Raw genomic sequence first — 22644 nt, 5'->3', positions numbered from 1 at the left:
AATTGATGTATGTGCAAAAGGTGTAAAAAAATAACGTAATATATGGTAATTATTATGTGTAACGGATTAAAGTGCATGAAGAAAAGAGCGCCATTTACGCGCCCTATTCCTCTTATTTCATTTCAAGAATCAATAGGTTTATGATGGAACTCAAATCCATATCCAGATTCTCCTAACTGTTCACTTACAATATTATAAAACTTTTTACCGTAAAAACTAGGTTCATTCTGCGAATACACTTGTATAATGAATTGTGTTCTTCCTATTGTACTTGGAACTTTTTCATAGATTTCATCACTTTCGATGAATCCTAAATATGTATTGATTTTGTCTTGTAAAAGTAAAATGTGTTCATCATCAAGTTCTTCGCTTTTATTCCACTCTAAAGCATCAAAGATTGCTAAGTATACATTATCGTTATTATCCTCATCTATTAAAACTAAATCGACTTGATCCGTATCATGTAATGCCATATAAAAGCCTCCTCATTATTCTTTTCTTATTACATTTATTTTCGTTGGTGGAATCTCTTCTAAATGTTCAAATGGTGGTTTGTTCCTACTTTTAACTATTGCACCTGATTCTGCAATTTCAGGGAAGGCTTTTTTCTGATTTTTAGTAAGAGGTGCAGTAGGTGAAGATTTTAACTCTACTAAGTCAATCTTACCATTTGCGTCCTTGCCTCCTATATCTATACGAGTGCGTACGCCCGATTTTGTTTGTACGGTTATTTGTTCATTCAATTCAGATTTAGGTTTTTGTTGTTTTATAACCTCGAACATTTTTGTTTCGTATTCTTTACCTGCTAAGCTATTAGCTTTTAAAGTTTTCCGTTGTTTTTCTAGTGTGGCTGCTGCATCTATTGCATTGGAAACTTTTTTTGCACCTTTGACTACTTTTATTCCCTTACCAACAGGCGTAAGTCCCGCGAAAACCATGACACCGGCACCAGTGCGTTCCCACCATGAAAGTTTTTCGCCAGTATCGGGATCAATACCTTCTATAACACGTCGTACATCGTATTCTCCCGATAACTCGCCCACTAGATCCCTAGTAACTTTCTCTAAACTTTCACCATCTTTTTTCGAAGAAGATACACCAGGTGATGTGTTGTTATTTTCTGAAGAAGGGGTGTTAGCTATAATCTCACTTTCAACTAGATTGCCGTCGTACTCAGTATCTGCCATGCGGAATTTTTCCGCAACTCTTTCTAATTCGTCAGCTATTTTATCGAATTCCGTTAAAACTGTGAACATTTTTGGTTTAGCTTCGTTAAACATTTGATAAAAATGTTGGCTAGTTGCTCCTGCCCAGTTTGCGGCAATATGTTCTGTTTGATTGTATAAACCATTATGTATTTGTTCTAAGGTGTACCGTACGTTCTTTACCGTCTTGGCTACTTGCTCTAGACGTTCAGGTGTTACTTTTATTTGTACCATACCATCCCTGCTTCTCCTATAATATTTTTACAAGAAAATTATACCATATCTATACATTAGCCAGTGTATGTTAAACAAACGATGAAAGAATCGCTTATATATTGTAGATAATAGGTGGGCCGGAAGTTCGGATCTCTCCTGGGACGCTAAAAATTGATGTTTTGGTGTAAGAGATGGGGGAGGAATGAAATAGCATAATTAATACGAGTGAAAGATTATCGCAAGAAGTGATTACTTATAAGTTTCGCGTCTAGTTTGGGTTATAATTGTAGCTCATGCTTAATATCTGTAACCTTTCCTTAGATATTAAGTAGTTGTATATGTAATTCTTTTTCTTAAATAAAAGGAGCGCCGTTTATGCACCCTGTTTCTCATAGTATTTCATTTCAAGAATCAATAGGTTTATGATGGAACTCAAATCCATATCCAGATTCTCCTAACTGTTCACTTACAATATTATAAAAATTTTTACCGCCTTCGTACGATTGAGCAACCGTTATCGAAACTTATCCCCGTTAGTGTGTTACAATGAATAGAAGCGGAAAACGAAAATCTCCAATTGACTAGACCTGTGATTGGTTAGACAGTTTAAGAAGGTTGTATAAAAAAAAGGAGATGGCGCAAAGATGGCGAGAGCAAATGAGAACGATTTAACGGAGAAATTGGCAGAAGGTCACCGAAAATATGGTGATGGCAACTTTACAGTACAGAACATCGGTGATGAAACTAACCCGGATTGGACTATCGTAAAAAATGTGAGGAAAGGATCGGCAGGTATTCGAGAAGAGGAAGATATATTAAGACTGCGATCAAAATATATAAAATAGTACGGAAATGGGCGGAGTGGGAGCTCGAAATTCTCCTGGGACGCTGAAAAAACCTTGTTATCTTTTGATAACAAGGTTTTCTGTTTAGTTATTAATAAACTTCTCAAATACAAAACCATAATCTTTCACATTATATTGTTTCTTCGTATCAACGAGCCAGTTAAAGGCGATTTCGTTCATTTCTTTAAATTGCTCTGCTAAATTTACTTGTGCATTTGAAATACGGCTAAAAGCGTTAGATGCCATATCTAAACTTTTATGTGCATACTGCAATGTAATATCGTTGTCGTATGAAATTTCTTCGATTTTAAGTAAAGCTTTATATAAATCTTTTAATTCCTCGATATGTTTTTTATGAACATCAATTGAATAATGTTCATCTCCCATTTGAAATTTAATTTCTACATCTAAATCAATCGTTCCCGCAGTTTCAAGCGCTACGTTTTTAATTTGATATTTACTATAGCTAAAGCGGCGTAGTGTACGTTTTTTGCTTGTCGCACTTGTCCCGTCTAGGTGAAGTAATCCTTTGTTTGTGAAGCAATATTCATCTGATTTCGATTTAATTAGAAAATAAATTTTCTCTCCATCTTCATGCATTACGTAATCATCAGCATCGACCTTGTCATAATCTTTCGGTGTAATGACAGACCCTACATCACTTAACCCTAAAACATCAGCAGCTACTTTTTTGAACATATATAATCCCCCTTGTAAATCAAATTCTTAATTGTATAAAAATATATTAACACGATTTTAATAAAGTGTTTTCTTATAATTGGAAATATTTAAAGGTAAGTCAAGAAAAGTAACGAATGATTATTTCAATCCCAAATTATTTAGTAAATCTATTAGTTTAAGAGTGGATTCTGCGAAAAATAAACAAGAGAAAAAAGTTAATTTTGCAAGTGATTATAGAGAAATTCCGTAAAAACACTTCAAGTTATGTGAGGTGTTTTTCTATCCTCTTTTGAAATCTTACAATTCTGTAAGGTAACTGTAAGGTAGTTCGATGGTAACAAATTGTTAATCCTCTATAATGAAGGTAACAACGATAAAACGAGGAGGAAGAAATAATGAAGGGATTAATCGTAACGGGTTTAACAGTTGCTTTTGGATTTGTAGCGTATGAGAAATTAACGTATGTAGTTGATGTTGTAAAACATTTAATCGCGTAGAGGAAACTACCATGAGAGGGAAAGGGAATGAGTGAATGAATGGAATGGTTATTTGGAATTATAGGTACTTGTAGTGTTGTGTTATTGTTCTTTGTCCCAAGTGGTATACTTAGTTCGACAACGAGTTTGTTCTTCTTAAGTTTGTTTGCTTGTACAATGCTCATCATTATGTTTTTAATGAAGCGAAGTAAACCAATCTTCTACTTTAGCATGATTGTTATGGCAATTATTGTTCTCCAAATTATTACCCTTGTTATATACCCCACTATTATAAAAGCTTTCCATTAATGATGAATCCTCTGCTTGAATTGCTGAGGGTTTTTATTTGCATATTTTTAATTTTGAGTAGGAATTCACTTGTATTGAAATGTGAAAATTAAATATTTCTATATTTCAAACAAAGGGTTTCGGGATGTTGTGTTCTCATTACTCATTTGATATATTTACTTTAAAGATAATTAAAATCTAGAAAAAGAGGCGGACGTATGGATAAAAAAGAAAATACGGTCGTATTGTTTCCGCAACTATCAGAGCGCTATATTGATGAAGGTTTTTTAGCGCTGAAAGAGCGGAAATTCGAAGATGCATTGCGCTGCTTTGAAATATTACGTCAGTATAATGCAGAAACGGAACAAACGGAACTAGCTTCGGTTATTTGCTTGTTAGAATTAAAACATATGGAAGAAGCGAAAGAGAAATGTGAACAGTTACTGGAAACAGGAGCGGTCTTATTTGGTGATATTCTTGAAACGTATGTGACAATTTTAGTTCAAACAAATGATTATGAAGGCGTTATTGAAACTGTTGAAAAAGTTTTGCAAACGAAAGATGTAATGCCTGAGCAAAAGGAAAAATTAGCACAGCTCGCTTTATTTGCAGAAGGTATGTTAAATGAAGTAGATACATCACGAGTTGATTCGAATTTTGAGTTAGATGAATTTACTAATGAAATATTTGGAGAAAACTTTGGGCAAAAGCTAAGAGCGATTCAGCAACTTTCGTTAAAAGACATGGATCTTGCATTACCTATTTTAAAGAAATTTTTAATAGACGAAAAACAGCACCCTTATTTGAAAACTTCTATTTTATATAAAATGATAGAAAATCAAATAGAAGAAGAGATAGAGGTAGAAAAGTTTGGGAATACGATCAAGGTAATTCCGGCATTTACAGGTCATAATGAGGAGCAATCCGATAACATTATACATAGATTATCAAGTCGATTAGAGCAAAATTATCCTGATATATTTGATGCGATGGTTACATATTGGAAAGAATTACAAATTAGCATTTTCCCATTCGCTCTATTAATGGATAAAGTGGAGATTTGGGCTGCTGTTTTAGAGAGAATTGGTAGAAAGCGTTTCGGGTTGACTATTGATGAAGAAGAGCTTATGACAGCGTATAATATTGAATTAGAAGAGTTTCATATTGCCTATCAATGGTTATTACGTGTTGAAAGAGAAGGATATTTGCCCGTATAATTATGAAAAAGAATCGTTCGGTTCTTGAAACGAGCATATTCTATGTTATAATGTAAGGGTTGCAAAAGGCAGAAATCTGCCTGTTTGTAAGAGAAGAGAAGTGTAATTCTCTTACTTAATATGTTTCATATTATTCTCGAACAAAATATACCGTAGTTGTCTTTTAGGCAATTAGTAGATTGGAACATTATATCTGAAAGCTTTTGCTAGAGGATTATTTGTACTTTTGTTATTTCAAAAAAGAGATAATGAAGATCTTAATCTATAGAGGTATGTGCATACATTATTATAGTTGGAGGGAAAGAATAAATGGCTGCAAAATGGGAAAAATTAGAAGGTAACGTAGGCGTTTTAACAATCGAAGTTGATGCTAAAGAAGTAAACAACTCTATCGACGCTGCGTTCAAAAAAGTAGTAAAAACAATCAACGTACCAGGTTTCCGTAAAGGAAAAATGCCTCGTCCGTTATTCGAACAACGCTTTGGTGTTGAATCTTTATACCAAGATGCTTTAGATATCATCTTACCAAAAGCATACGGTGAAGCAATCGATGAAGCTGGTATCTTCCCAGTTGCTCATCCTGAAATCGACATTGAGAAGTTCGAAAAAAATGCTAACCTTATCTTCACTGCAAAAGTTACAGTGAAACCTGAAGTTAAATTAGGTGAGTACAAAGGTTTAGCAGTAGAAAAAGTTGAAACAACTGTAACTGACGAAGATGTAGAGAACGAATTAAAATCTTTACAAGAGCGTCAAGCTGAGCTAGTTGTTAAAGAAGAAGGAACTGTTGAAAACGGTGATACAGCTGTAATCGACTTCGAAGGTTTCGTTGATGGCGAAGCATTTGAAGGCGGAAAAGGCGAAAACTACTCTCTAGCAATCGGTTCTGGTACATTCATCCCAGGTTTCGAAGAGCAATTAATTGGTCTTAAATCTGGTGAGTCTAAAGACGTTGAAGTATCATTCCCAGAAGAGTACCATGCTGCTGAATTAGCTGGCAAACCAGCAACATTCAAAGTAACAGTTCACGAAATCAAAACAAAAGAACTTCCTGAGTTAAACGACGAGTTCGCTAAAGAAGCTGACGAAGCGGTTGCAACTCTTGATGAATTAAAAGCAAAACTTCGCACAAACTTAGAAGAAGGCAAAAAGCATGAAGCTGAGCACAAAGTACGTGACGAAGTAGTAGAATTAGCTGCTGCTAACGCTGAAATCGACATTCCAGAAGCTATGATCGACACTGAGTTAGATCGTATGGTTCGTGAATTCGAGCAACGTTTAAGCCAACAAGGTATGAACCTTGAGCTTTACTACCAATTCACAGGTACTGATGCTGACAAGTTAAAAGAGCAAATGAAAGAAGACGCTCAAAAACGCGTAAGAATCAACCTTGTTCTTGAAGCTATCATTGAAGCTGAAAACATCGAAGTTACTGAAGAAGAAGTAACTGCAGAAGTTGAAAAAATGGCTGAAATGTACGGTATGCCAGTAGACGCTATCAAGCAAGCTCTTGGAAGCGTAGACGCTTTAGCTGAAGATCTTAAAGTTCGTAAAGCTGTAGACTTCTTAGTAGAAAACGCTGCATAATAAAATAACAAGGCGCGATTTTAATCGTGCCTTGTTTTATAAATATAGAAATATATTTATAAAACTTTTCGATGAAGAAGGAAAACTTCCTTAATAAGTCGAATATACATATTTCAAAAGTTTTAAAAACTTTTTATTTGTACATAACTAGTCATATTATTTGTATTTCTCGCCACGTAGTGACATAATATGTATTTACATACGATACATTTATCGTGTACATACGAAGGCAAGAGGTTAGCACTTTGTAAGGGGTGTGAAAATATGTTTAAATTTAATGATGAAAAAGGGCAATTAAAATGTTCTTTCTGTGGTAAAACACAAACGCAAGTCCGAAAGTTAGTTGCAGGTCCAGGTGTTTACATTTGTGACGAGTGTATCGAACTTTGTACTGAAATTGTACAAGAGGAGCTTGCGAAAGATGAAGAAGTAGAATTCAAAGATGTACCGAAACCGGTAGAAATTCGTGAAATTTTAGATGAGTATGTCATCGGACAAGATAACGCGAAAAAAGCACTAGCGGTAGCGGTATATAACCATTACAAACGCATTAATTCTAACAGCAAAATTGATGATGTAGAATTAGCGAAGAGTAATATCGCACTTATCGGGCCAACAGGTAGTGGTAAAACATTACTGGCACAAACGTTAGCGCGTATTTTAAATGTTCCATTTGCAATCGCGGACGCAACATCTTTAACTGAAGCTGGGTACGTTGGGGAAGATGTAGAAAACATCTTACTTAAATTAATCCAAGCAGCTGATTATGATGTAGAGAAAGCGGAAAAAGGAATCATTTATATTGATGAGATTGATAAAGTGGCACGTAAGTCCGAAAATCCATCAATTACACGCGATGTATCTGGTGAAGGTGTGCAGCAGGCACTTCTGAAAATTTTAGAAGGTACTGTAGCAAGCGTTCCACCTCAAGGTGGCCGTAAGCATCCGCATCAAGAGTTTATTCAAATTGATACAACGAATATCTTATTCATCTGTGGTGGAGCGTTTGATGGCATCGAGCCAATTATTAAACGTCGTCTTGGTGAAAAAGTAATTGGATTTGGTTCTGAGAAGAAAAATGCTGATGTAAATGAGAAGCATGTTTTATCTCACGTATTACCAGAGGACCTTTTAAGATTTGGTTTAATTCCAGAGTTTATCGGTCGTCTTCCAGTTATTGCGAACCTAGAGCCGCTTGATGAAGATGCTCTTGTTGATATTTTAACGAAACCGAAAAATGCACTTGTTAAGCAATTCCAAAAACTATTGGAGCTTGACGATGTTGAGTTAGAGTTTGAAGAAGGCGCACTAATTGAGATTGCGAAAAAAGCAATTGAACGTAAAACAGGTGCTCGTGGACTTCGTTCTATTATTGAAGGCTTAATGCTTGAGGTAATGTTCGAGCTACCATCTCGCAAAGATATCGAGAAGTGTATTCTTACAAAAGAAACAGTAGCTGATAATGCAGCACCAAAATTGGTGTTACAAGACGGTACTGTACTTGATACAAAAACATCTGCATAATGCGAAGGAGAAACAGCAATTTTTATAATTGCTGTTTTTCTTTATGTTTAGCTATGTTCCTCCGCGGAAATACTAAGAGATAAAACATTGCGGGAGGAAATAAATGATGAGCTGGACAAATATATTTTTACTTGTTCAACTTGTTTTTGGTGTAATTGTCGGATTGTATTTTTGGCATTTACTTCGAAATCAGCGAACACAAAAAGTTTCAATTGATCGAGAATCGAAAAAAGAATTAGAACAGCTTCGTAAAATGCGCGAGATTTCTTTAACAGAGCCGCTTGCGGAAAAGGTGCGTCCTACATCCTTTTTAGATATTGTAGGGCAAGAGGACGGGATTAAGTCGTTAAAAGCGGCTCTTTGTGGTCCAAACCCGCAACATGTGATTATATATGGTCCGCCAGGTGTCGGAAAGACAGCGGCAGCGCGTCTCGTATTAGAAGAAGCAAAACGAAATCCAAAATCTCCATTTCGCACAAATGCAACATTTATTGAACTGGATGCGACGACAGCTCGGTTTGATGAACGTGGTATTGCAGACCCTTTAATTGGTTCGGTGCATGATCCAATTTATCAAGGTGCTGGTGCGATGGGGCAAGCAGGTATTCCGCAACCGAAAAAAGGTGCGGTAACAGATGCTCACGGTGGTATTTTGTTTATTGATGAGATAGGTGAACTACATCCGATTCAAATGAACAAAATGTTAAAGGTGCTAGAAGATCGAAAAGTGTTTTTGGAAAGTGCATACTATAGTGAAGAAAATACGATGATTCCAACGTATATACATGATATTTTTCAAAAAGGTTTACCAGCCGATTTTCGCTTAGTTGGGGCGACGACACGTTCGCCAGATGAGATACCTCCTGCTATTCGGTCGCGCTGTTTAGAAGTGTTCTTCCGTGAGTTAGATACAGAAGAAATTCAAAAAGTAGCGAAGAATGCGGCTGAAAAAGTGGAAATGCAAATCGGTGAAAATGGTATTGAAATGATTGGAATGTATGCGAGAAATGGGCGAGAAGCGATTAATCTTGTACAAATTTCTGCTGGAATGGCAATAAATGAAGAACGTCCTTTCATTAAAGATGAAGATATAGAGTGGGTTGTTCACTCTAGTCAGCTCACACCGAAGTATGAAAAACGCATTTACCCTATTCCGAGAATCGGTCTTGTAAATGGACTTGCTGTATACGGACCAAATACAGGTGCGTTATTAGAAATTGAAGTAACAGCAATCAAGGCGAAAGATAAAGGATCGGTAAATGTTACCGGAATTGTTGAAGAGGAAAGTATTGGTAGTCAAACGAAATCCATTCGTCGTAAAAGTATGGCGAAAGGTTCTGTAGATAATGTATTAACAGTGCTTCGATCTCTAGATGTATTGCCAGAAGGGTACGATATACATATTAATTTTCCAGGTGGTATCCCGATTGATGGGCCTTCGGCGGGAATTGCTATGGCAACAGGTGTGTATTCAGCAGTGCATCATACGTATGTGAATAATGAAGTAGCGATGACTGGTGAGATAAGTATACACGGGGAAGTGAAACCTATCGGTGGTGTGTACGCAAAAATAAAAGCTGCGAAAAAGGCAGGAGCTAAGAAAGTTATCATTCCTGCTGAAAACATGCAACCATTTTTGTATACAATAAAAGGAATTGAAATTATTCCTGTTCGGAAGTTGAAGGAAGTATTTGAGCTAACGTTTATACAGGAAAATATACATCGAGAGCTTGATGTACATACTACGATAGACGAAACAGATGCACAATCAATGTGAGAATGAACGATAATAGTATTTGCCAGACTTCGTTTAAGTTTGTATGCTTAAGCGGAGTCTTTTTTCTTTTATAAGGGAGAAAAAACGAGGGATTTACAGTTGCGGAGAATCTCTGCAATTGCATCTAGATGTATTGTAATATAAAATAGTTGAACAGGAGTTTAATTTATTATGGAGGTGCTATGTCTAGTATGAATACGAATGAAAGAATCGTGCCCCTCCTACCATTAAGAGGCGTTCTCGTATATCCAACGATGGTTCTGCATCTTGATGTAGGACGTGATAAATCGATACAAGCACTAGAGCAGGCGGCAATGGATGAAAATATCATCTTTTTAGCAATGCAAAAAGAAATGAATATCGATGATCCGAAAGAAGATGACATATATAGTGTAGGTACAGTGGCGAAAGTGAAGCAAATGTTAAAATTGCCGAACGGTACGCTTCGTGTCCTTGTAGAAGGTTTACATAGAGCAGAAGTAGTAGAGTTTATCGAAGAAGAAAATGTAGTGCAAGTTTCTATTAAAACGATAACGGAAGAAGTGGAAGCTGATTTAGAAGAGAAAGCTCTTATGCGCACATTACTGGAGCATTTCGAACAATATATTAAAGTTTCGAAAAAAGTTTCAAATGAAACATTTGCAACGGTAGCTGATGTAGAAGAGCCAGGAAGATTAGCGGATTTAATTGCTTCTCACTTGCCAATTAAAACGAAGCAGAAACAAGAGATTTTAGAAATCATATCTGTGAAAGAACGATTACATACACTTATTTCAATTATTCAAGATGAACAAGAATTACTTAGTTTAGAAAAGAAAATTGGACAAAAAGTGAAACGTTCAATGGAGCGCACGCAAAAAGAATATTTTTTACGTGAGCAAATGAAGGCGATTCAAACTGAACTTGGCGATAAAGAAGGTAAGGGCGGGGAAGTTGAAGAACTTCGTGAGAAAATTGAACAGTCAGGAATGCCTGAAGAAACAATGAAGGCTGCGCTGAAAGAATTAGATCGTTATGAAAAGTTACCAGCAAGTTCTGCGGAGAGCGGTGTTATTCGCAATTATATGGATTGGTTATTAGCACTTCCGTGGACAGAGGCAACAGAAGATATGATTGATCTTGCTCATTCTGAAGAGATTTTAAACAAAGATCATTACGGTCTTGAGAAAGTGAAAGAGCGCGTACTTGAATATTTAGCGGTACAGAAGTTAACGAATTCATTAAAAGGGCCTATCCTTTGTTTAGTAGGACCACCTGGGGTCGGAAAAACTTCGTTAGCGCGTTCTATTGCAACATCATTAAATCGTAATTTTGTCCGTGTATCCCTTGGTGGTGTGCGTGATGAATCTGAAATTCGTGGTCACCGCCGTACATATGTTGGAGCAATGCCAGGACGTATTATTCAAGGTATGAAAAAGGCGAAATCAGTTAATCCAGTCTTCTTATTAGATGAGATTGATAAAATGTCTAACGATTTCCGTGGAGATCCTTCAGCAGCATTACTTGAAGTGTTAGACCCAGAACAAAATCATAACTTCAGTGATCATTATATTGAAGAACCATATGATCTATCGAAAGTTATGTTTGTAGCAACTGCGAATACACTTTCAAGTATTCCAGGCCCATTACTTGACCGTATGGAAATTATTTCGATTGCTGGGTATACAGAACTTGAAAAAGTTCATATTGCTCGTGAACATTTATTGCCGAAACAATTACAAGAGCATGGCTTACGAAAAGGTAATTTACAAGTACGTGATGAAGCGCTTCTTGAAATGATTCGCTATTATACACGTGAGGCTGGTGTTCGTACACTAGAGCGCCAAATTGCAAAAGTTTGTCGTAAAGCAGCAAAGATTATCGTTACAGCAGAACGTAAGCGTATTGTAGTAACAGAGAAAAACGTTGTTGATTTACTTGGTAAGCACATATTCCGTTATGGGCAAGCTGAAAAAACAGACCAAGTTGGTATGGCGACAGGTTTAGCGTATACGGCAGCAGGTGGCGATACACTGGCGATTGAAGTGTCTGTAGCGCCAGGTAAAGGGAAATTAATTTTAACAGGGAAACTTGGGGATGTTATGAAAGAATCCGCACAAGCAGCGTTTAGCTATATTCGTTCTCGTGCAGAAGAGCTTCAGATTGATCCTGATTTCCATGAGAAAAATGATATTCATATTCATGTTCCAGAAGGAGCAGTTCCAAAGGATGGACCGTCAGCAGGTATTACGATGGCAACGGCACTTATTTCTGCGCTAACAGGTATTCCTGTAAGTAAAGAAGTGGGGATGACAGGTGAAATTACACTTCGTGGTCGTGTATTACCGATTGGTGGTTTAAAAGAAAAAACATTAAGTGCTCACCGCGCAGGTTTAACAAAGATTATTTTACCAGCGGAAAATGAGAAAGATTTAGATGATATTCCAGAGAGCGTAAAAGAAAACCTTACGTTTGTGCTTGCATCTCATTTAGATGAAGTATTGGAGCACGCATTAGTAGGAGTGAAACAATGAAAGTAACAAAAGCAGACATTGTAATTAGTGCTGTTAAACCAGAACAATATCCAGACGGTGACTTACCAGAAATTGCATTAGCAGGTCGTTCAAATGTCGGGAAGTCTTCCTTTATTAATAAAATTTTAAATCGTAAAAAGTTAGTACGTATTTCTTCTAAACCAGGAAAAACACAAACATTAAACTTCTTCTTAATTAATGAGATGATGCACTTTGTGGACGTTCCAGGTTACGGATATGCGAAAGTATCTAAAACAGAGCGCGCGGCTTGGGGTAAAATGATTGAAACGTATTTTACAACACGTGAGCAATTAGATGCAGCTGTATTAGTAGTTGATTTACGTCACAAACCAACAAATGATGATGTAATGATGTATGATTTCTTAAAGCATTATGACATTCCAACCATTATTATTGCAACGAAAGCCGATAAAATTCCGAAAGGGAAATGGCAAAAGCATTTAAAAGTTGTAAAAGAAACGCTTGATATTGAAAGTGGCGATGAAGTCGTTCTATTCTCTTCTGAAACAGGACTTGGGAAAGAAGAAGCATGGAAAGCAATCCATAAATTTACAAAAACAAAAAACGCGTGACGAATGTCGCGCGTTTTTTTCTTTATACACTTTTAGCGTACGTTTAATGTAACCTCAATATTTCCTCGTGTTGCTTTCGAATAAGGACATACGCCGTGAGCGGCTTCTACAAGTTCTTGTGCTTCGCTATGTGAAACGCCAGCGACATGTACATCAAGTACAGCAGATAGGCCGAAACCACCATCTGTATCTTTTCCGATAGAAACGTGAGCAGTTACTTCTGTACTTTCTACTTTCACACGTTTCGTACGAATGACAAGTTGTAATGCACTATCAAAACAAGCAGCGTAACCAGCAGCAAATAGTTGTTCTGGATTTGTTGCCTCTCCGCCTGCACCACCTAGTGCTTTCGGCATTTTCACATCAAGATTTAATATGCCATCATCTGATACTACTTTTCCATTTCTTCCACCTGTAGCAGTTACTGAAGCAGTATATAATTTATCCATGTTTATTCCCCTTTTCTATCATTAATTGTTTTCATTGTTTCAATTAGTTTATTTAATTGAATTAATAAAGAACGATATTCTTGTTCTGTAATTCCTAAATTTGTTGCCATCGTTGTCGGCAATGAACAAGCCTTATCTTGTAAATCTTTTCCTTGTTCTGTTAATTCAATACACACTTTTCGCTCATCTTCTTTGGAACGAACGCGTTTTACAAGGTTTAATGATTCCATTCGTTTTAACATAGGTGTTAACGTACCGGAATCTAAAAATAGACGTTCTCCAATTTCTTTTACTGTTAGTCCATCTTGCTCCCATAGTACGAGTAAAGTGATGTACTGTGGATACGTAATGCCCATTTCTTCTAAATACGGTCGGTAAAAGCGTGTAACCTCTCTAGAACAAGCATAAATAGAAAAACAAAGTTGATTATCTAGATGCAAAGAATCTTCTGTCATGAATGACTCCTTTCTAATTAAGTTGTGCACAATTTAATTTTGTAAAATCAATATAACGAAAAAGAAATACAATGTCAAATACATTGTATTGAGAAAGTTTGTGCTACAATTTGGAACAATCATACATATTTTCCTTCATGATGAAAGAAGATAGGAAAGATGATGTTATAATTCATATGGAATAGTTTCCATCACTTGATTATGAGGGCTTTTTTTGGTAACGTACAAATAGAGTTATTAATTTATAATCATTATAAAGTAGAAAAATTTTATTCATTTTACTGAATCTCCTTTCTTACATATGGAGAATAAATAAAAAAATAATCGGTTGTTCACACGATTGTCAGATTCATAAGAGGAAAGTTGTATTATGATAGTAGATAAAGTGATAAAACGGGTGAAGGGGGACATGCTGCGTGCATATTCTTGTTGTTAGTGTAAATTATCGAACAGCCCCTGTAGAATTTCGTGAGAAACTCACATTTCAGACAGCAGAGCTAGAGCAAGCAATGACTACATTACAAAATCAAAAGAGCGTGTTAGAGAATGTCATTGTATCAACTTGTAATCGCACTGAGGTTTATGCTGTTGTCGATCAATTACACACGGGACGGTATTATATTAAGAAGTTTTTAGCTGATTGGTTTCAGCTTGAAATAGAAGAAGTCGCACCATATTTAACTATTTTTGAACAAGATGGTGCAATCGATCATTTATTCCGCGTAACGTGCGGTTTAGATTCTATGGTAGTTGGAGAGACGCAAATTTTAGGTCAAATAAAAGATAGCTTTTTAGAAGCGCAACAAGTAAAAGCAACAGGGACAATTTTTAATGAATTGTTTAAGCAAGTTATTACATTAGCGAAACGTGCTCACTCAGAAACGACAATTGGTGAAAGTGCGATGTCTGTTAGTTATGCTGCTGTTGAGCTTGGGAAGAAAATATTTGGCGAGTTAACAGATTGTCACGTACTTATTCTTGGTGCTGGTAAAATGGGTGAACTTGCACTACAAAACTTATATGGAAGTGGTGCTCGTAAAGTAACAGTCATGAATAGAACGCTTTCAAAAGCAGAAATAATGGCTGAGAAATATATGGGACACGCAAAACCTTTAAGTGAATTACAATGTGCATTATTAGAAGCTGATATTTTAATTAGTTCAACTGGTGCATCGGATTATGTCATTACGAAAGAGATGATGACAAAGGTAGAGAAAATGCGCTCTGGTCGTCCATTATTTATGGTTGATATTGCAGTGCCGCGTGATATTGATCCAGCAATTGATGAGCTAGAAGGTTCTTTCTTGTATGACATTGATGATTTGCAAGGAGTAGTGGAAGCGAACCGTGCTGAACGTTTAAAAGAAGCAGAGAAAATTCAATTTATGATTGAAGAGGAAATTGTTGTATTTAAAACGTGGTTAAGTACACTTGGTGTCGTTCCGTTAATATCAGCTCTTCGTGATAAGGCACTTGCTATTCAAAGTGAAACGATGGAAAGTTTGGAACGAAAAATACCAACTCTTAGTGATCGTGAGAGAAAAGTAATTAGTAAGCATACGAAAAGTATTATTAATCAATTATTAAAAGACCCAATTTTAGTAGCGAAAGAAATAGCTGCTGAAGAGGGAGCAGACGAAAAATTAGCGTTATTTGCAAAGATTTTCGATTTAGAAATGGAAGACGTAGAGAGTCGTGCGGAAGAAGTAGAACATAAAAGAGCGTGGACACCATCCGTTCCATCTTTATAATTTGGAAGGATGATCGGATGAGTTTTTTAAATAACAGTATTATTTATCATATTGCAATTATTTTATATGCTTGTAGCATTAGTTTATATTTTATAGATTATTTCCAAAGTAACCGAAAGGCGAACCGATTTGCTTTTTGGTTACTTTCGATTGTATGGGTTCTGCATTCTATTTTTATGTTGCTTAGAGCTACAGATTCAGAAACGAACCCCCTTTTAACCTTATTATCAGGCATTTATTTTTATGTTTGGCTATTGATTACGATGTCGTTAGTCATTAATCGATTTATGAGAATCGATTTTTTAGTCTTTTTTACAAATGTTGTTGCATTTGGCGTAAGCGCTTTTTCTATTTTTACGCCGCTTGGAAAGATGTCGCCGGTACTTGCAGAGCAATTAGTTTCGGAGCTTGTATATGTACATGTCGGTATGGCTATTATTTCTTATGCAACTTTTACTGTATCGTTCATTTTTTCTATTATGTATTTATTGCAATATCGCCTATTAAAAAAGAAAAAATGGAATGCGAGATTAAGAAGATTAGGGAATTTACCGAAGCTAGAATCGATGTCTTACGGATTAAATTTATTTTCTGTTCCATTTTTCTTACTAGCTATTTTATTAGGATGCATATGGGGATATACAAAATTGGACAATTTCCATTGGTATGATACGAAAGTAATCGGGTCTTTTGTCGTTCTATTTGTATATTGTGCTGGCCTATATTTACGCGTGGCAGATGTGTTGCAAGGGAAGAAAATCGTGCAGTGGAACATCGGAGCATTTCTCGTAATGCTAATTAATATTTTTCTATTAAGCAGTTTATCCAACTTCCACTTTTGGTATTTATAATGAGGAGAGAAAATTATGCGCAAAATTATTGTAGGGTCACGAAAGAGTAAATTAGCATTAACGCAAACAAATTGGTTTATTGATCAGTTAAAAGCGCTAGGTTTACCATATGAATTTGAAGTGAAAGAAATCGTCACAAAAGGCGATGTAATTTTAGATGTTACTCTTTCAAAAGTAGGTGGCAAAGGCTTGTTTGTGAAAGAGATTGAACATGCGCTACTTACGAAAGAAATTGATATGGCTGTACATAGTATGAAAGATATGCCGGCCGTACTTCCAGAAGGATTAATGATTGGTTGTACACCAAAGCGTGTTGACCCTCGTGATGCTTTTATCTCAAAAAACGGAGCGTCGTTTAAAGAGTTAGCAGAAGGCGCTGTTTTAGGTACGAGTAGTTTAAGACGTAGTGCACAGTTACTCGCTGCGAGACCAGACTTACAAGTGAAGTGGATTCGCGGAAATATCGATACACGTTTACGCAAATTAAAAGAAGAAGATTACGATGCAATTATTTTAGCGACAGCGGGATTACAAAGAATGGGCTGGGATAATGAAGTTATTACAGAACATTTAGATGAGACGTTATGTGTACCTGCTGTAGGACAAGGTGCATTAGCGATTGAGTGTCGTGAGGATGATAAAGATTTACTGCAGTTGTTAGCTCATATGAATGATGGAGTAACAGAAAAAACAGTGGCAGCAGAACGCGTATTTCTTCATAAACTTGAAGGGGGATGCCAAGTTCCGATCGCTGGATATGCAACTCTTACAGAAAACGATGCAATCGAATTAACAGCTCTTGTCGGGTCTATGGACGGTTCTGTTTTATTGAAAGAGACAGTAGTAGGAACTGATCCAGAGAAAGTAGGATTAGAGGCTGCGGACCGTTTAATTAACCAAGGCGCAAAAGAACTCATTCTTGCTGCAAATAAGGGGCAACAATAAGTATGAACGCTCTCGCTGGCAAAACGGTATTGGTTACGCGTGCCCAGCATCAAGCAAAACAAATGAGTGTAGCGGTGAAAGAAAAGGGCGGAATTCCATTGGAAATTCCGCTTTTGCGTATGGAAGGTATGTCTCATAGGCAAATTCAACATATAGCAGGGCAGTTACATTCGTATGACTGGGTTATTTTTACGAGTAAAAATGGGGTAGCTTTTTTTCTAGATCGTTTGAGACAGAAGCTACCTGTAACGACTAAAATTGCTGCAGTAGGTGTGAAAACAAAGTTAGAGTTAGAAAAGCGAGGCTATGGAGTGGATTTTGTTCCAACTTCATTTGTTGCAGAAGTATTTGCAGAAGAGTTTGTAAAAAGATTAAGTGGAAACGAACGTATTTTATTTCCGAAAGGGAATTTAGCAAGAGACGTAATTCCAGTTGCGCTTCGTGAAATGGGTGTTTCTCTAGATGAGCTTATCGTATATGGTACGAAAGAAAATGTAGAGAAAAAGCAAGAGCTTATAGAAGCGTTAGAAGTAGGGAAAGTAGACATTATTACATTTACGAGCCCTTCCACTGTTACTAGTTTTGTTCGTTTACTTGAGGATACAAACTGGAGAGAATGGACAAAAAAATGTACAATTGCTTGTATAGGGCCTATTACGGAAAAAGAGGCGAGCCTTTATTTTCCGCATATTATTATGCCGAAAGAGTACACTGTAGAAGCATTACTACAATGTGTTTGTGAATCTATAAAATAAAAGAATGGGGATAGAAATCTATGAACTCTTTACAATTTAATCGTCATCGTCGCTTAAGACAAAGCGGGGGCATGCGTGCGCTTGTGCGTGAAACGTTTTTACATACGGAAGATTTTATTTACCCTATTTTTGTATTAGAAGGAGAGAATGTTCGTAATGAAGTGCCTTCTATGCCAGGCGTATATCAAATATCTTTAGATTTATTGCAAGCTGAAATGCAAGAAGTTGTTGATTTAGGTATTCGTTCTGTTATTGTATTTGGTTTACCTGCTGAAAAAGATGAAGTTGGATCATCAGCATATTGTGATCATGGAATTGTGCAACGTGCGATTCAGCAAATTAAAGGTGAATTCCCTGATCTAGTAGTAGTTGCGGATACATGTTTATGTCAATTCACAAGCCATGGTCATTGCGGTGTAATTGAAGATGGTATTATTTTAAATGACGAGTCTCTTGCAGTTCTTGCAAAAACAGCTGTAAGCCAAGCGAAAGCAGGAGCGGACATTATTGCGCCATCAAACATGATGGACGGATTCGTAACAGCAATTCGCCACGCATTAGATGAAAATGGTTTTGGACATGTACCAGTTATGTCGTACGCTGTTAAATATTCATCAGCATTTTACGGACCATTCCGTGATGCGGCGCATGGTGCACCGCAATTTGGTGATCGTAAAACATATCAAATGGACCCAGCGAACCGCATGGAAGCATTCCGTGAAGCAGAATCAGATGTAATGGAAGGGGCAGATTTCTTAATTGTAAAGCCAGCTCTTTCTTACTTAGATATCGTTCGTGATGTGAAAAATAACTTTAATTTACCAGTCGTTGCTTATAACGTAAGCGGTGAATATTCAATGATTAAAGCGGCAGCGCAAAATGGCTGGATTAATGAAAAAGAAGTTGTACTTGAAAAATTAATTAGTATGAAACGCGCAGGAGCAGATTTAATTATTACGTATCATGCGAAAGATGCAGCAAGATGGTTACAAGAAGGAGGCGCTAAATAATGAAAAAGTTTGATAAGTCGATTGCAGCGTTTGAAGAGGCTCAAGATTTAATGCCTGGTGGCGTAAATAGCCCAGTTCGTGCTTTTAAGTCTGTCGGTATGAATCCGTTGTTTATGGAGCGTGGAAAAGGCTCTAAAGTATATGATATCGATGGAAATGAATACATCGATTACGTATTATCATGGGGTCCATTAATTCATGGTCATGCAAATGATCGTGTTGTTGAGGCTTTAAAAGCTGTTGCTGAAAAAGGTACGAGCTTCGGTGCTCCAACGGAAATTGAAAATAAATTAGCGAAACTTGTTATTGAGCGTGTTCCATCAATTGAGATTGTGCGTATGGTTAACTCTGGAACAGAAGCGACAATGAGTGCGCTACGTTTAGCTCGTGGTTATACAGGGCGTAACAAAATTTTGAAATTTATCGGTTGTTATCACGGTCATGGTGACTCGTTATTAATTAAAGCGGGTTCTGGTGTAGCAACGTTAGGTTTACCAGATAGCCCTGGTGTACCAGAAGGTGTAGCGAAAAATACGATTACAGTAGCGTATAACGATTTAGAAAGTGTGAAATACGCTTTCGAACAATTCGGTGATGATATTGCTTGTGTCATTGTAGAACCAGTAGCAGGGAATATGGGGGTTGTTCCTCCGCAACCAGGATTTTTAGAAGGTCTTCGTGAAGTAACAGAGCAAAATGGCGCATTGCTTATTTTTGATGAAGTAATGACAGGATTCCGTGTTGCTTATAATTGTGGACAAGGTTATTACGGTGTAACACCTGATTTAACTTGTTTAGGTAAAGTAATCGGTGGTGGATTACCGGTAGGAGCATACGGTGGTAAAGCAGAAATTATGCGCCAAGTTGCACCGAGCGGACCGATTTACCAAGCAGGTACTTTATCAGGTAACCCACTTGCAATGGCAGCAGGTTATGAAACGTTAGTACAGTTAACGCCAGAATCGTATGTAGAATTTGAGCGTAAAGCTGAAATGTTAGAAGCTGGCTTACGTAAAGCGGCTGAAAAACATGGCATTCCACATCATATCAATCGTGCGGGTTCTATGATTGGTATCTTCTTTACAGATGAACCAGTTATTAATTACGATGCAGCAAAATCTTCAAACTTAGAGTTCTTTGCGGCTTACTATCGTGAAATGGTAGAACAAGGTGTATTTTTACCGCCATCCCAGTTTGAAGGTTTATTCTTATCGACAGCACATAGTGATGCAGATATTGAAGCGACGATTGCAGCGGCTGAAATTGCAATGTCAAAATTAAAAGCTTAATTGAATAAAAAAAATCGCTCTCCGTAAGGGGAGCGATTTTTTTTATTCATAAAGTCAGCTTTCCGTACATAAATCTGTAATGACATATAGTTTGGGAGGGGGAAAAGAAGTGGCAACAGATCATTCATTACGTTTTTCATTAAAAGAATCTGTTTGGTTCCAAAAAGGACAGGAAGTCGAAGAACTTTTGTCAATTTCGTTAGATCCAGACGTTGAGATAGAAGAGCTTGATCATGAGGTAATTGTGAGAGGGCAATTAGATTTAACGGGAGAGTATGTTGCAAGGCAAGATGATTCAGCTTATTCATTAAGAGATCTATCGCCAGCGAAGTCCATTGATTATGTAGAAACGAGAGAAGATGGGGTTAATGAACTTGTTCATTCCTTCCCGCTTGAAATATCAATCCCAAGAAACCGTGTGAAAGTAATTGAAGAACTATATGTATCTATCGAGGAATTTGATTATGAACTAAAGGAAAATGGTTGCTTACAATTATTAGCGGATATATCTATTACAGGTTTATGTGATGAAGAAAGAATTGAGGATGAGGAGGAAGAAACGGCGTATGCTGAGTTAGAGGATGATTCTGCGCAAGAGCATGAAACTAGACCAACGCCACAAGTCGAAGAGCCAACCTATAAGGAATCAGATGAGTGGGAAGATTACGCGTTTGAACCGTTCCAACTAGAAGAAAGAAAAGAGCAGGAAGTAGAAGAAGAGGAAATAGAAGAACATGAATTTGTAGAGCGTGAAGAGGAGAAAGAAACAACGCCGCAATTTGAATTGTTCGGAAGAAAAGATTTCAAGAAAGAACAAGCGAAAAAACAAGAAGTACAAGAAGAGGAAACGTATTCACAGCGGGATGAAAATGCGCTTTATTTAACGAAATTATTTACGAAAGAACCGGAAGAAGAATTTACAAAGTTAAGAATGTATTTTGTGCAAGAAGGAGATACGATCGAATCTGTTGCAGAACGTTATGAAACATCTGTACAAAACTTATACCGTGTCAATCAAACAGAAGATATATATTTAACTACAGGACAAATTATTTATATTCCTGTTTCAAGAGCAAAAGCGAAATAAGTGAGTGTTTTCACTCACTTATTTTTCTAAAGGCTATGTTTTGAATAGAAAGGGTTATTCGTATGGATATGGAATTACGAAATCGTTATGAACCCATTGTAAGGCAATATAGATTGGATACGCAGCATATGGAAGAGCACGGAAGTGTGACGAAAATTTATACGAATCAAGGTCCATATGCGCTCAAGAAAATAGAAGGCAGGAAGTTAGAGCGGAATAACTTTTTGCATCATATTCAATATTTGAAGGAGAAAGGTTTTTCAAATTATGTACCTATATATCATGCGACGGACGGAAATTATATTTTAAGTGATGGTACGTATAATTATTATTTAATGCCTTGGTTAGAGCGTGCGGAAGGGAACGGCGAGGATAATGATCAATACCATAAAATGTTTCAGACTCTCGGAACGTTGCACCAAAAAACGGTAAAAGAAGAAACGTATACAGAAGAGGATTTAGAAAAACATTATACAAATATATCCAATCGTTGGGAAAATGATGGAGAGATGTTAGAAGAGTTTCTTGTAGAATCGGAAGCGAAGTGGTATATGTCTCCGTTTGAATTGCAGTATTGTACGTACTATCATCATGTAATGAGAGCGCGTGAGTTTGCAACGAAGCAATTAAATGAGTGGAACGATGCAATGAAAGAAAAAGAAACAACGCGCATTACTTTTGTACATGGTAACGTATCGCTTAATCATTTTTTATTTGATTATGAACGGAATGGCTATTTTATTAGTTTAGAAAAATCGAAGTTTGCAACACCTGTGCAAGATATTGTAGGCTTTTATTCTCGGTCTTTAAACACATATCCAATTGCGCGAAGTGATCGGTTTGAATGGTATCAAATGTATCAAAAAAATTTCCCTTTTACGAAAGAAGAGCAACTACTCATGTTTGCGTATATGACGTATCCATCGCAATTTATTCGGCAAATCCAGTCTTATAAGAAAAGAAGAGAGCGGCGTAATGAGGAAAATGAACTTCTCGGAGTAAAGAGTTTGCAACAAGCGCATTGGCTCGTTAGTAATATAGAATATTTTCTTTCGCAATTACAAGCTGCCCAGCAAGGGAACGGATAAAGAAGGTAAGTAGAGGATGCTACTTATCTTCTTTTTTTTACT

The 22644-nt window shown here is 36.7% G+C and carries 21 protein-coding genes and 1 pseudogene; 16 read left to right on the top strand and 6 right to left on the bottom strand.

What is annotated here, in order from left to right; all coding sequences use genetic code 11:
• Positions 1–122 precede the first annotated feature (122 nt).
• The 3 genes and pseudogenes from FH036_RS15210 to FH036_RS27720 all read right to left on the bottom strand — a co-directional run.
• A complete protein-coding gene (locus FH036_RS15210) occupies positions 123–473 on the bottom strand; it encodes a DUF6572 domain-containing protein (protein WP_098101632.1) in 351 nt (116 codons plus the stop codon).
• A gap of 15 nt (positions 474–488) precedes the next feature.
• Positions 489–1439: a WXG100 family type VII secretion target gene (locus tag FH036_RS15205; RefSeq protein ID WP_044793661.1), complete on the bottom strand. Its 951-nt coding sequence runs from the start codon at positions 1437–1439 to the stop codon at positions 489–491.
• Between the two features lie 386 nt (positions 1440–1825).
• Positions 1826–1912 (bottom strand): annotated as a pseudogene (locus tag FH036_RS27720) (DUF6572 domain-containing protein); the annotation flags it as partial.
• Between the two features lie 153 nt (positions 1913–2065).
• Here FH036_RS27720 and FH036_RS15200 point away from each other — a divergent pair.
• Positions 2066–2266 carry a hypothetical protein gene (locus tag FH036_RS15200; protein ID WP_044791181.1) on the top strand — a complete coding sequence of 67 codons (201 nt, stop codon included), beginning with the start codon at positions 2066–2068 and terminating at the stop codon, positions 2264–2266.
• Positions 2267–2350: 84 nt separating this feature from the next.
• On the opposite strand, the gene FH036_RS15195 is transcribed toward FH036_RS15200, so the two are convergent.
• Complete coding sequence (locus tag FH036_RS15195) at positions 2351–2965, bottom strand: PH domain-containing protein (RefSeq protein WP_000475206.1); 615 nt, start codon at positions 2963–2965, stop codon at positions 2351–2353.
• Positions 2966–3483: 518 nt separating this feature from the next.
• Here FH036_RS15195 and FH036_RS15190 point away from each other — a divergent pair.
• The 7 genes from FH036_RS15190 to ysxC all read left to right on the top strand — a co-directional run bounded on the left by FH036_RS15190 (position 3484) and on the right by ysxC (position 12922).
• A complete protein-coding gene (locus FH036_RS15190; RefSeq protein WP_001983650.1) occupies positions 3484–3732 on the top strand; it encodes a hypothetical protein in 249 nt (82 codons plus the stop codon).
• A gap of 197 nt (positions 3733–3929) precedes the next feature.
• Positions 3930–4928: a hypothetical protein gene (locus FH036_RS15185; RefSeq protein ID WP_139895948.1), complete on the top strand. Its 999-nt coding sequence runs from the start codon at positions 3930–3932 to the stop codon at positions 4926–4928.
• A gap of 309 nt (positions 4929–5237) precedes the next feature.
• A complete protein-coding gene (tig, locus tag FH036_RS15180) occupies positions 5238–6515 on the top strand; it encodes a trigger factor (protein ID WP_000729258.1) in 1278 nt (425 codons plus the stop codon).
• Between the two features lie 264 nt (positions 6516–6779).
• On the top strand, positions 6780–8039 hold the full coding sequence (gene clpX, locus FH036_RS15175) for an ATP-dependent protease ATP-binding subunit ClpX (RefSeq protein ID WP_000472282.1): 1260 nt from the start codon (positions 6780–6782) through the stop codon (positions 8037–8039).
• A gap of 106 nt (positions 8040–8145) precedes the next feature.
• Positions 8146–9816 carry an ATP-dependent protease LonB gene (gene lonB, locus FH036_RS15170; RefSeq protein ID WP_014481760.1) on the top strand — a complete coding sequence of 557 codons (1671 nt, stop codon included), beginning with the start codon at positions 8146–8148 and terminating at the stop codon, positions 9814–9816.
• Positions 9817–9998: 182 nt separating this feature from the next.
• Entirely contained in the window at positions 9999–12329 is a 2331-nt protein-coding gene (lon, locus tag FH036_RS15165; RefSeq protein WP_139895947.1) for an endopeptidase La, read from the top strand.
• On the top strand, positions 12326–12922 hold the full coding sequence (gene ysxC, locus FH036_RS15160) for a ribosome biogenesis GTP-binding protein YsxC (protein WP_000869113.1): 597 nt from the start codon (positions 12326–12328) through the stop codon (positions 12920–12922). Before lon ends, ysxC begins: the two co-directional genes overlap by 4 nt.
• Positions 12923–12954: 32 nt before the next feature.
• Here the strand turns inward: ysxC and FH036_RS15155 are convergent, their stop codons facing one another.
• Together FH036_RS15155 and FH036_RS15150 are read right to left on the bottom strand one after the other, a co-directional pair.
• Positions 12955–13371, bottom strand: a complete 417-nt coding sequence (locus FH036_RS15155) for an organic hydroperoxide resistance protein (protein WP_000359781.1) — start codon at positions 13369–13371, stop codon at positions 12955–12957.
• A 2-nt stretch (positions 13372–13373) separates the two neighbouring features.
• A complete protein-coding gene (locus FH036_RS15150) occupies positions 13374–13826 on the bottom strand; it encodes a MarR family winged helix-turn-helix transcriptional regulator (RefSeq protein ID WP_000133920.1) in 453 nt (150 codons plus the stop codon).
• Positions 13827–14242: 416 nt separating this feature from the next.
• Between FH036_RS15150 and hemA the strand changes: the two genes are divergently transcribed.
• The 8 genes from hemA (at position 14243) to ysxE (ending at position 22602) form a co-directional block, all read left to right on the top strand.
• Positions 14243–15577 (top strand): glutamyl-tRNA reductase, encoded by a 1335-nt coding sequence (hemA, locus tag FH036_RS15145; RefSeq protein ID WP_139895945.1) that lies wholly within the window; start codon positions 14243–14245, stop codon positions 15575–15577.
• A gap of 17 nt (positions 15578–15594) precedes the next feature.
• Positions 15595–16428: a cytochrome C assembly family protein gene (locus FH036_RS15140; protein ID WP_139895943.1), complete on the top strand. Its 834-nt coding sequence runs from the start codon at positions 15595–15597 to the stop codon at positions 16426–16428.
• A gap of 15 nt (positions 16429–16443) precedes the next feature.
• A complete protein-coding gene (gene hemC / locus FH036_RS15135; protein WP_139895941.1) occupies positions 16444–17373 on the top strand; it encodes a hydroxymethylbilane synthase in 930 nt (309 codons plus the stop codon).
• A gap of 2 nt (positions 17374–17375) precedes the next feature.
• Positions 17376–18128: a uroporphyrinogen-III synthase gene (hemD, locus tag FH036_RS15130; protein WP_139895939.1), complete on the top strand. Its 753-nt coding sequence runs from the start codon at positions 17376–17378 to the stop codon at positions 18126–18128.
• Positions 18129–18148: 20 nt separating this feature from the next.
• A complete protein-coding gene (gene hemB / locus FH036_RS15125; RefSeq protein WP_001087058.1) occupies positions 18149–19138 on the top strand; it encodes a porphobilinogen synthase in 990 nt (329 codons plus the stop codon).
• Positions 19138–20427 carry a glutamate-1-semialdehyde 2,1-aminomutase gene (gene hemL / locus FH036_RS15120; protein WP_000712926.1) on the top strand — a complete coding sequence of 430 codons (1290 nt, stop codon included), beginning with the start codon at positions 19138–19140 and terminating at the stop codon, positions 20425–20427. Before hemB ends, hemL begins: the two co-directional genes overlap by 1 nt.
• 109 nt (positions 20428–20536) lie before the next feature.
• Positions 20537–21514, top strand: coding sequence for a stage VI sporulation protein D (spoVID, locus tag FH036_RS15115; RefSeq protein WP_139895937.1), 978 nt, complete (start codon positions 20537–20539; stop codon positions 21512–21514).
• Between the two features lie 62 nt (positions 21515–21576).
• Positions 21577–22602 (top strand): spore coat protein YsxE, encoded by a 1026-nt coding sequence (gene ysxE / locus FH036_RS15110; RefSeq protein WP_000367002.1) that lies wholly within the window; start codon positions 21577–21579, stop codon positions 22600–22602.
• Positions 22603–22644 lie beyond the last annotated feature (42 nt).

The sequence above is a fragment of the Bacillus sp. CD3-5 genome, from assembly GCF_006349665.1.
Taxonomy (GTDB): domain Bacteria; phylum Bacillota; class Bacilli; order Bacillales; family Bacillaceae_G; genus Bacillus_A; species Bacillus_A paranthracis.
This window is presented reverse-complemented; position numbering and strand designations above follow the sequence as displayed.

Excerpts from the sequence above, each read along its gene's own strand:
- FH036_RS15210 (WP_098101632.1), bottom strand. The coding sequence starts at position 473 with ATGGCATTACATGATACGGATCAAGTCGATTTAGTTTTAATAGATGAG.
- FH036_RS15205 (WP_044793661.1), bottom strand. The coding sequence starts at position 1,439 with ATGGTACAAATAAAAGTAACACCTGAACGTCTAGAGCAAGTAGCCAAG.
- FH036_RS15200 (WP_044791181.1), top strand. The coding sequence starts at position 2,066 with ATGGCGAGAGCAAATGAGAACGATTTAACGGAGAAATTGGCAGAAGGT.
- FH036_RS15195 (WP_000475206.1), bottom strand. The coding sequence starts at position 2,965 with ATGTTCAAAAAAGTAGCTGCTGATGTTTTAGGGTTAAGTGATGTAGGG.
- FH036_RS15190 (WP_001983650.1), top strand. The coding sequence starts at position 3,484 with ATGGAATGGTTATTTGGAATTATAGGTACTTGTAGTGTTGTGTTATTG.
- FH036_RS15185 (WP_139895948.1), top strand. The coding sequence starts at position 3,930 with ATGGATAAAAAAGAAAATACGGTCGTATTGTTTCCGCAACTATCAGAG.
- tig (WP_000729258.1), top strand. The coding sequence starts at position 5,238 with ATGGCTGCAAAATGGGAAAAATTAGAAGGTAACGTAGGCGTTTTAACA.
- clpX (WP_000472282.1), top strand. The coding sequence starts at position 6,780 with ATGTTTAAATTTAATGATGAAAAAGGGCAATTAAAATGTTCTTTCTGT.
- lonB (WP_014481760.1), top strand. The coding sequence starts at position 8,146 with ATGAGCTGGACAAATATATTTTTACTTGTTCAACTTGTTTTTGGTGTA.
- lon (WP_139895947.1), top strand. The coding sequence starts at position 9,999 with ATGTCTAGTATGAATACGAATGAAAGAATCGTGCCCCTCCTACCATTA.
- ysxC (WP_000869113.1), top strand. The coding sequence starts at position 12,326 with ATGAAAGTAACAAAAGCAGACATTGTAATTAGTGCTGTTAAACCAGAA.
- FH036_RS15155 (WP_000359781.1), bottom strand. The coding sequence starts at position 13,371 with ATGGATAAATTATATACTGCTTCAGTAACTGCTACAGGTGGAAGAAAT.
- FH036_RS15150 (WP_000133920.1), bottom strand. The coding sequence starts at position 13,826 with ATGACAGAAGATTCTTTGCATCTAGATAATCAACTTTGTTTTTCTATT.
- FH036_RS15140 (WP_139895943.1), top strand. The coding sequence starts at position 15,595 with ATGAGTTTTTTAAATAACAGTATTATTTATCATATTGCAATTATTTTA.
- hemC (WP_139895941.1), top strand. The coding sequence starts at position 16,444 with ATGCGCAAAATTATTGTAGGGTCACGAAAGAGTAAATTAGCATTAACG.
- hemD (WP_139895939.1), top strand. The coding sequence starts at position 17,376 with ATGAACGCTCTCGCTGGCAAAACGGTATTGGTTACGCGTGCCCAGCAT.
- hemB (WP_001087058.1), top strand. The coding sequence starts at position 18,149 with ATGAACTCTTTACAATTTAATCGTCATCGTCGCTTAAGACAAAGCGGG.
- hemL (WP_000712926.1), top strand. The coding sequence starts at position 19,138 with ATGAAAAAGTTTGATAAGTCGATTGCAGCGTTTGAAGAGGCTCAAGAT.
- ysxE (WP_000367002.1), top strand. The coding sequence starts at position 21,577 with ATGGATATGGAATTACGAAATCGTTATGAACCCATTGTAAGGCAATAT.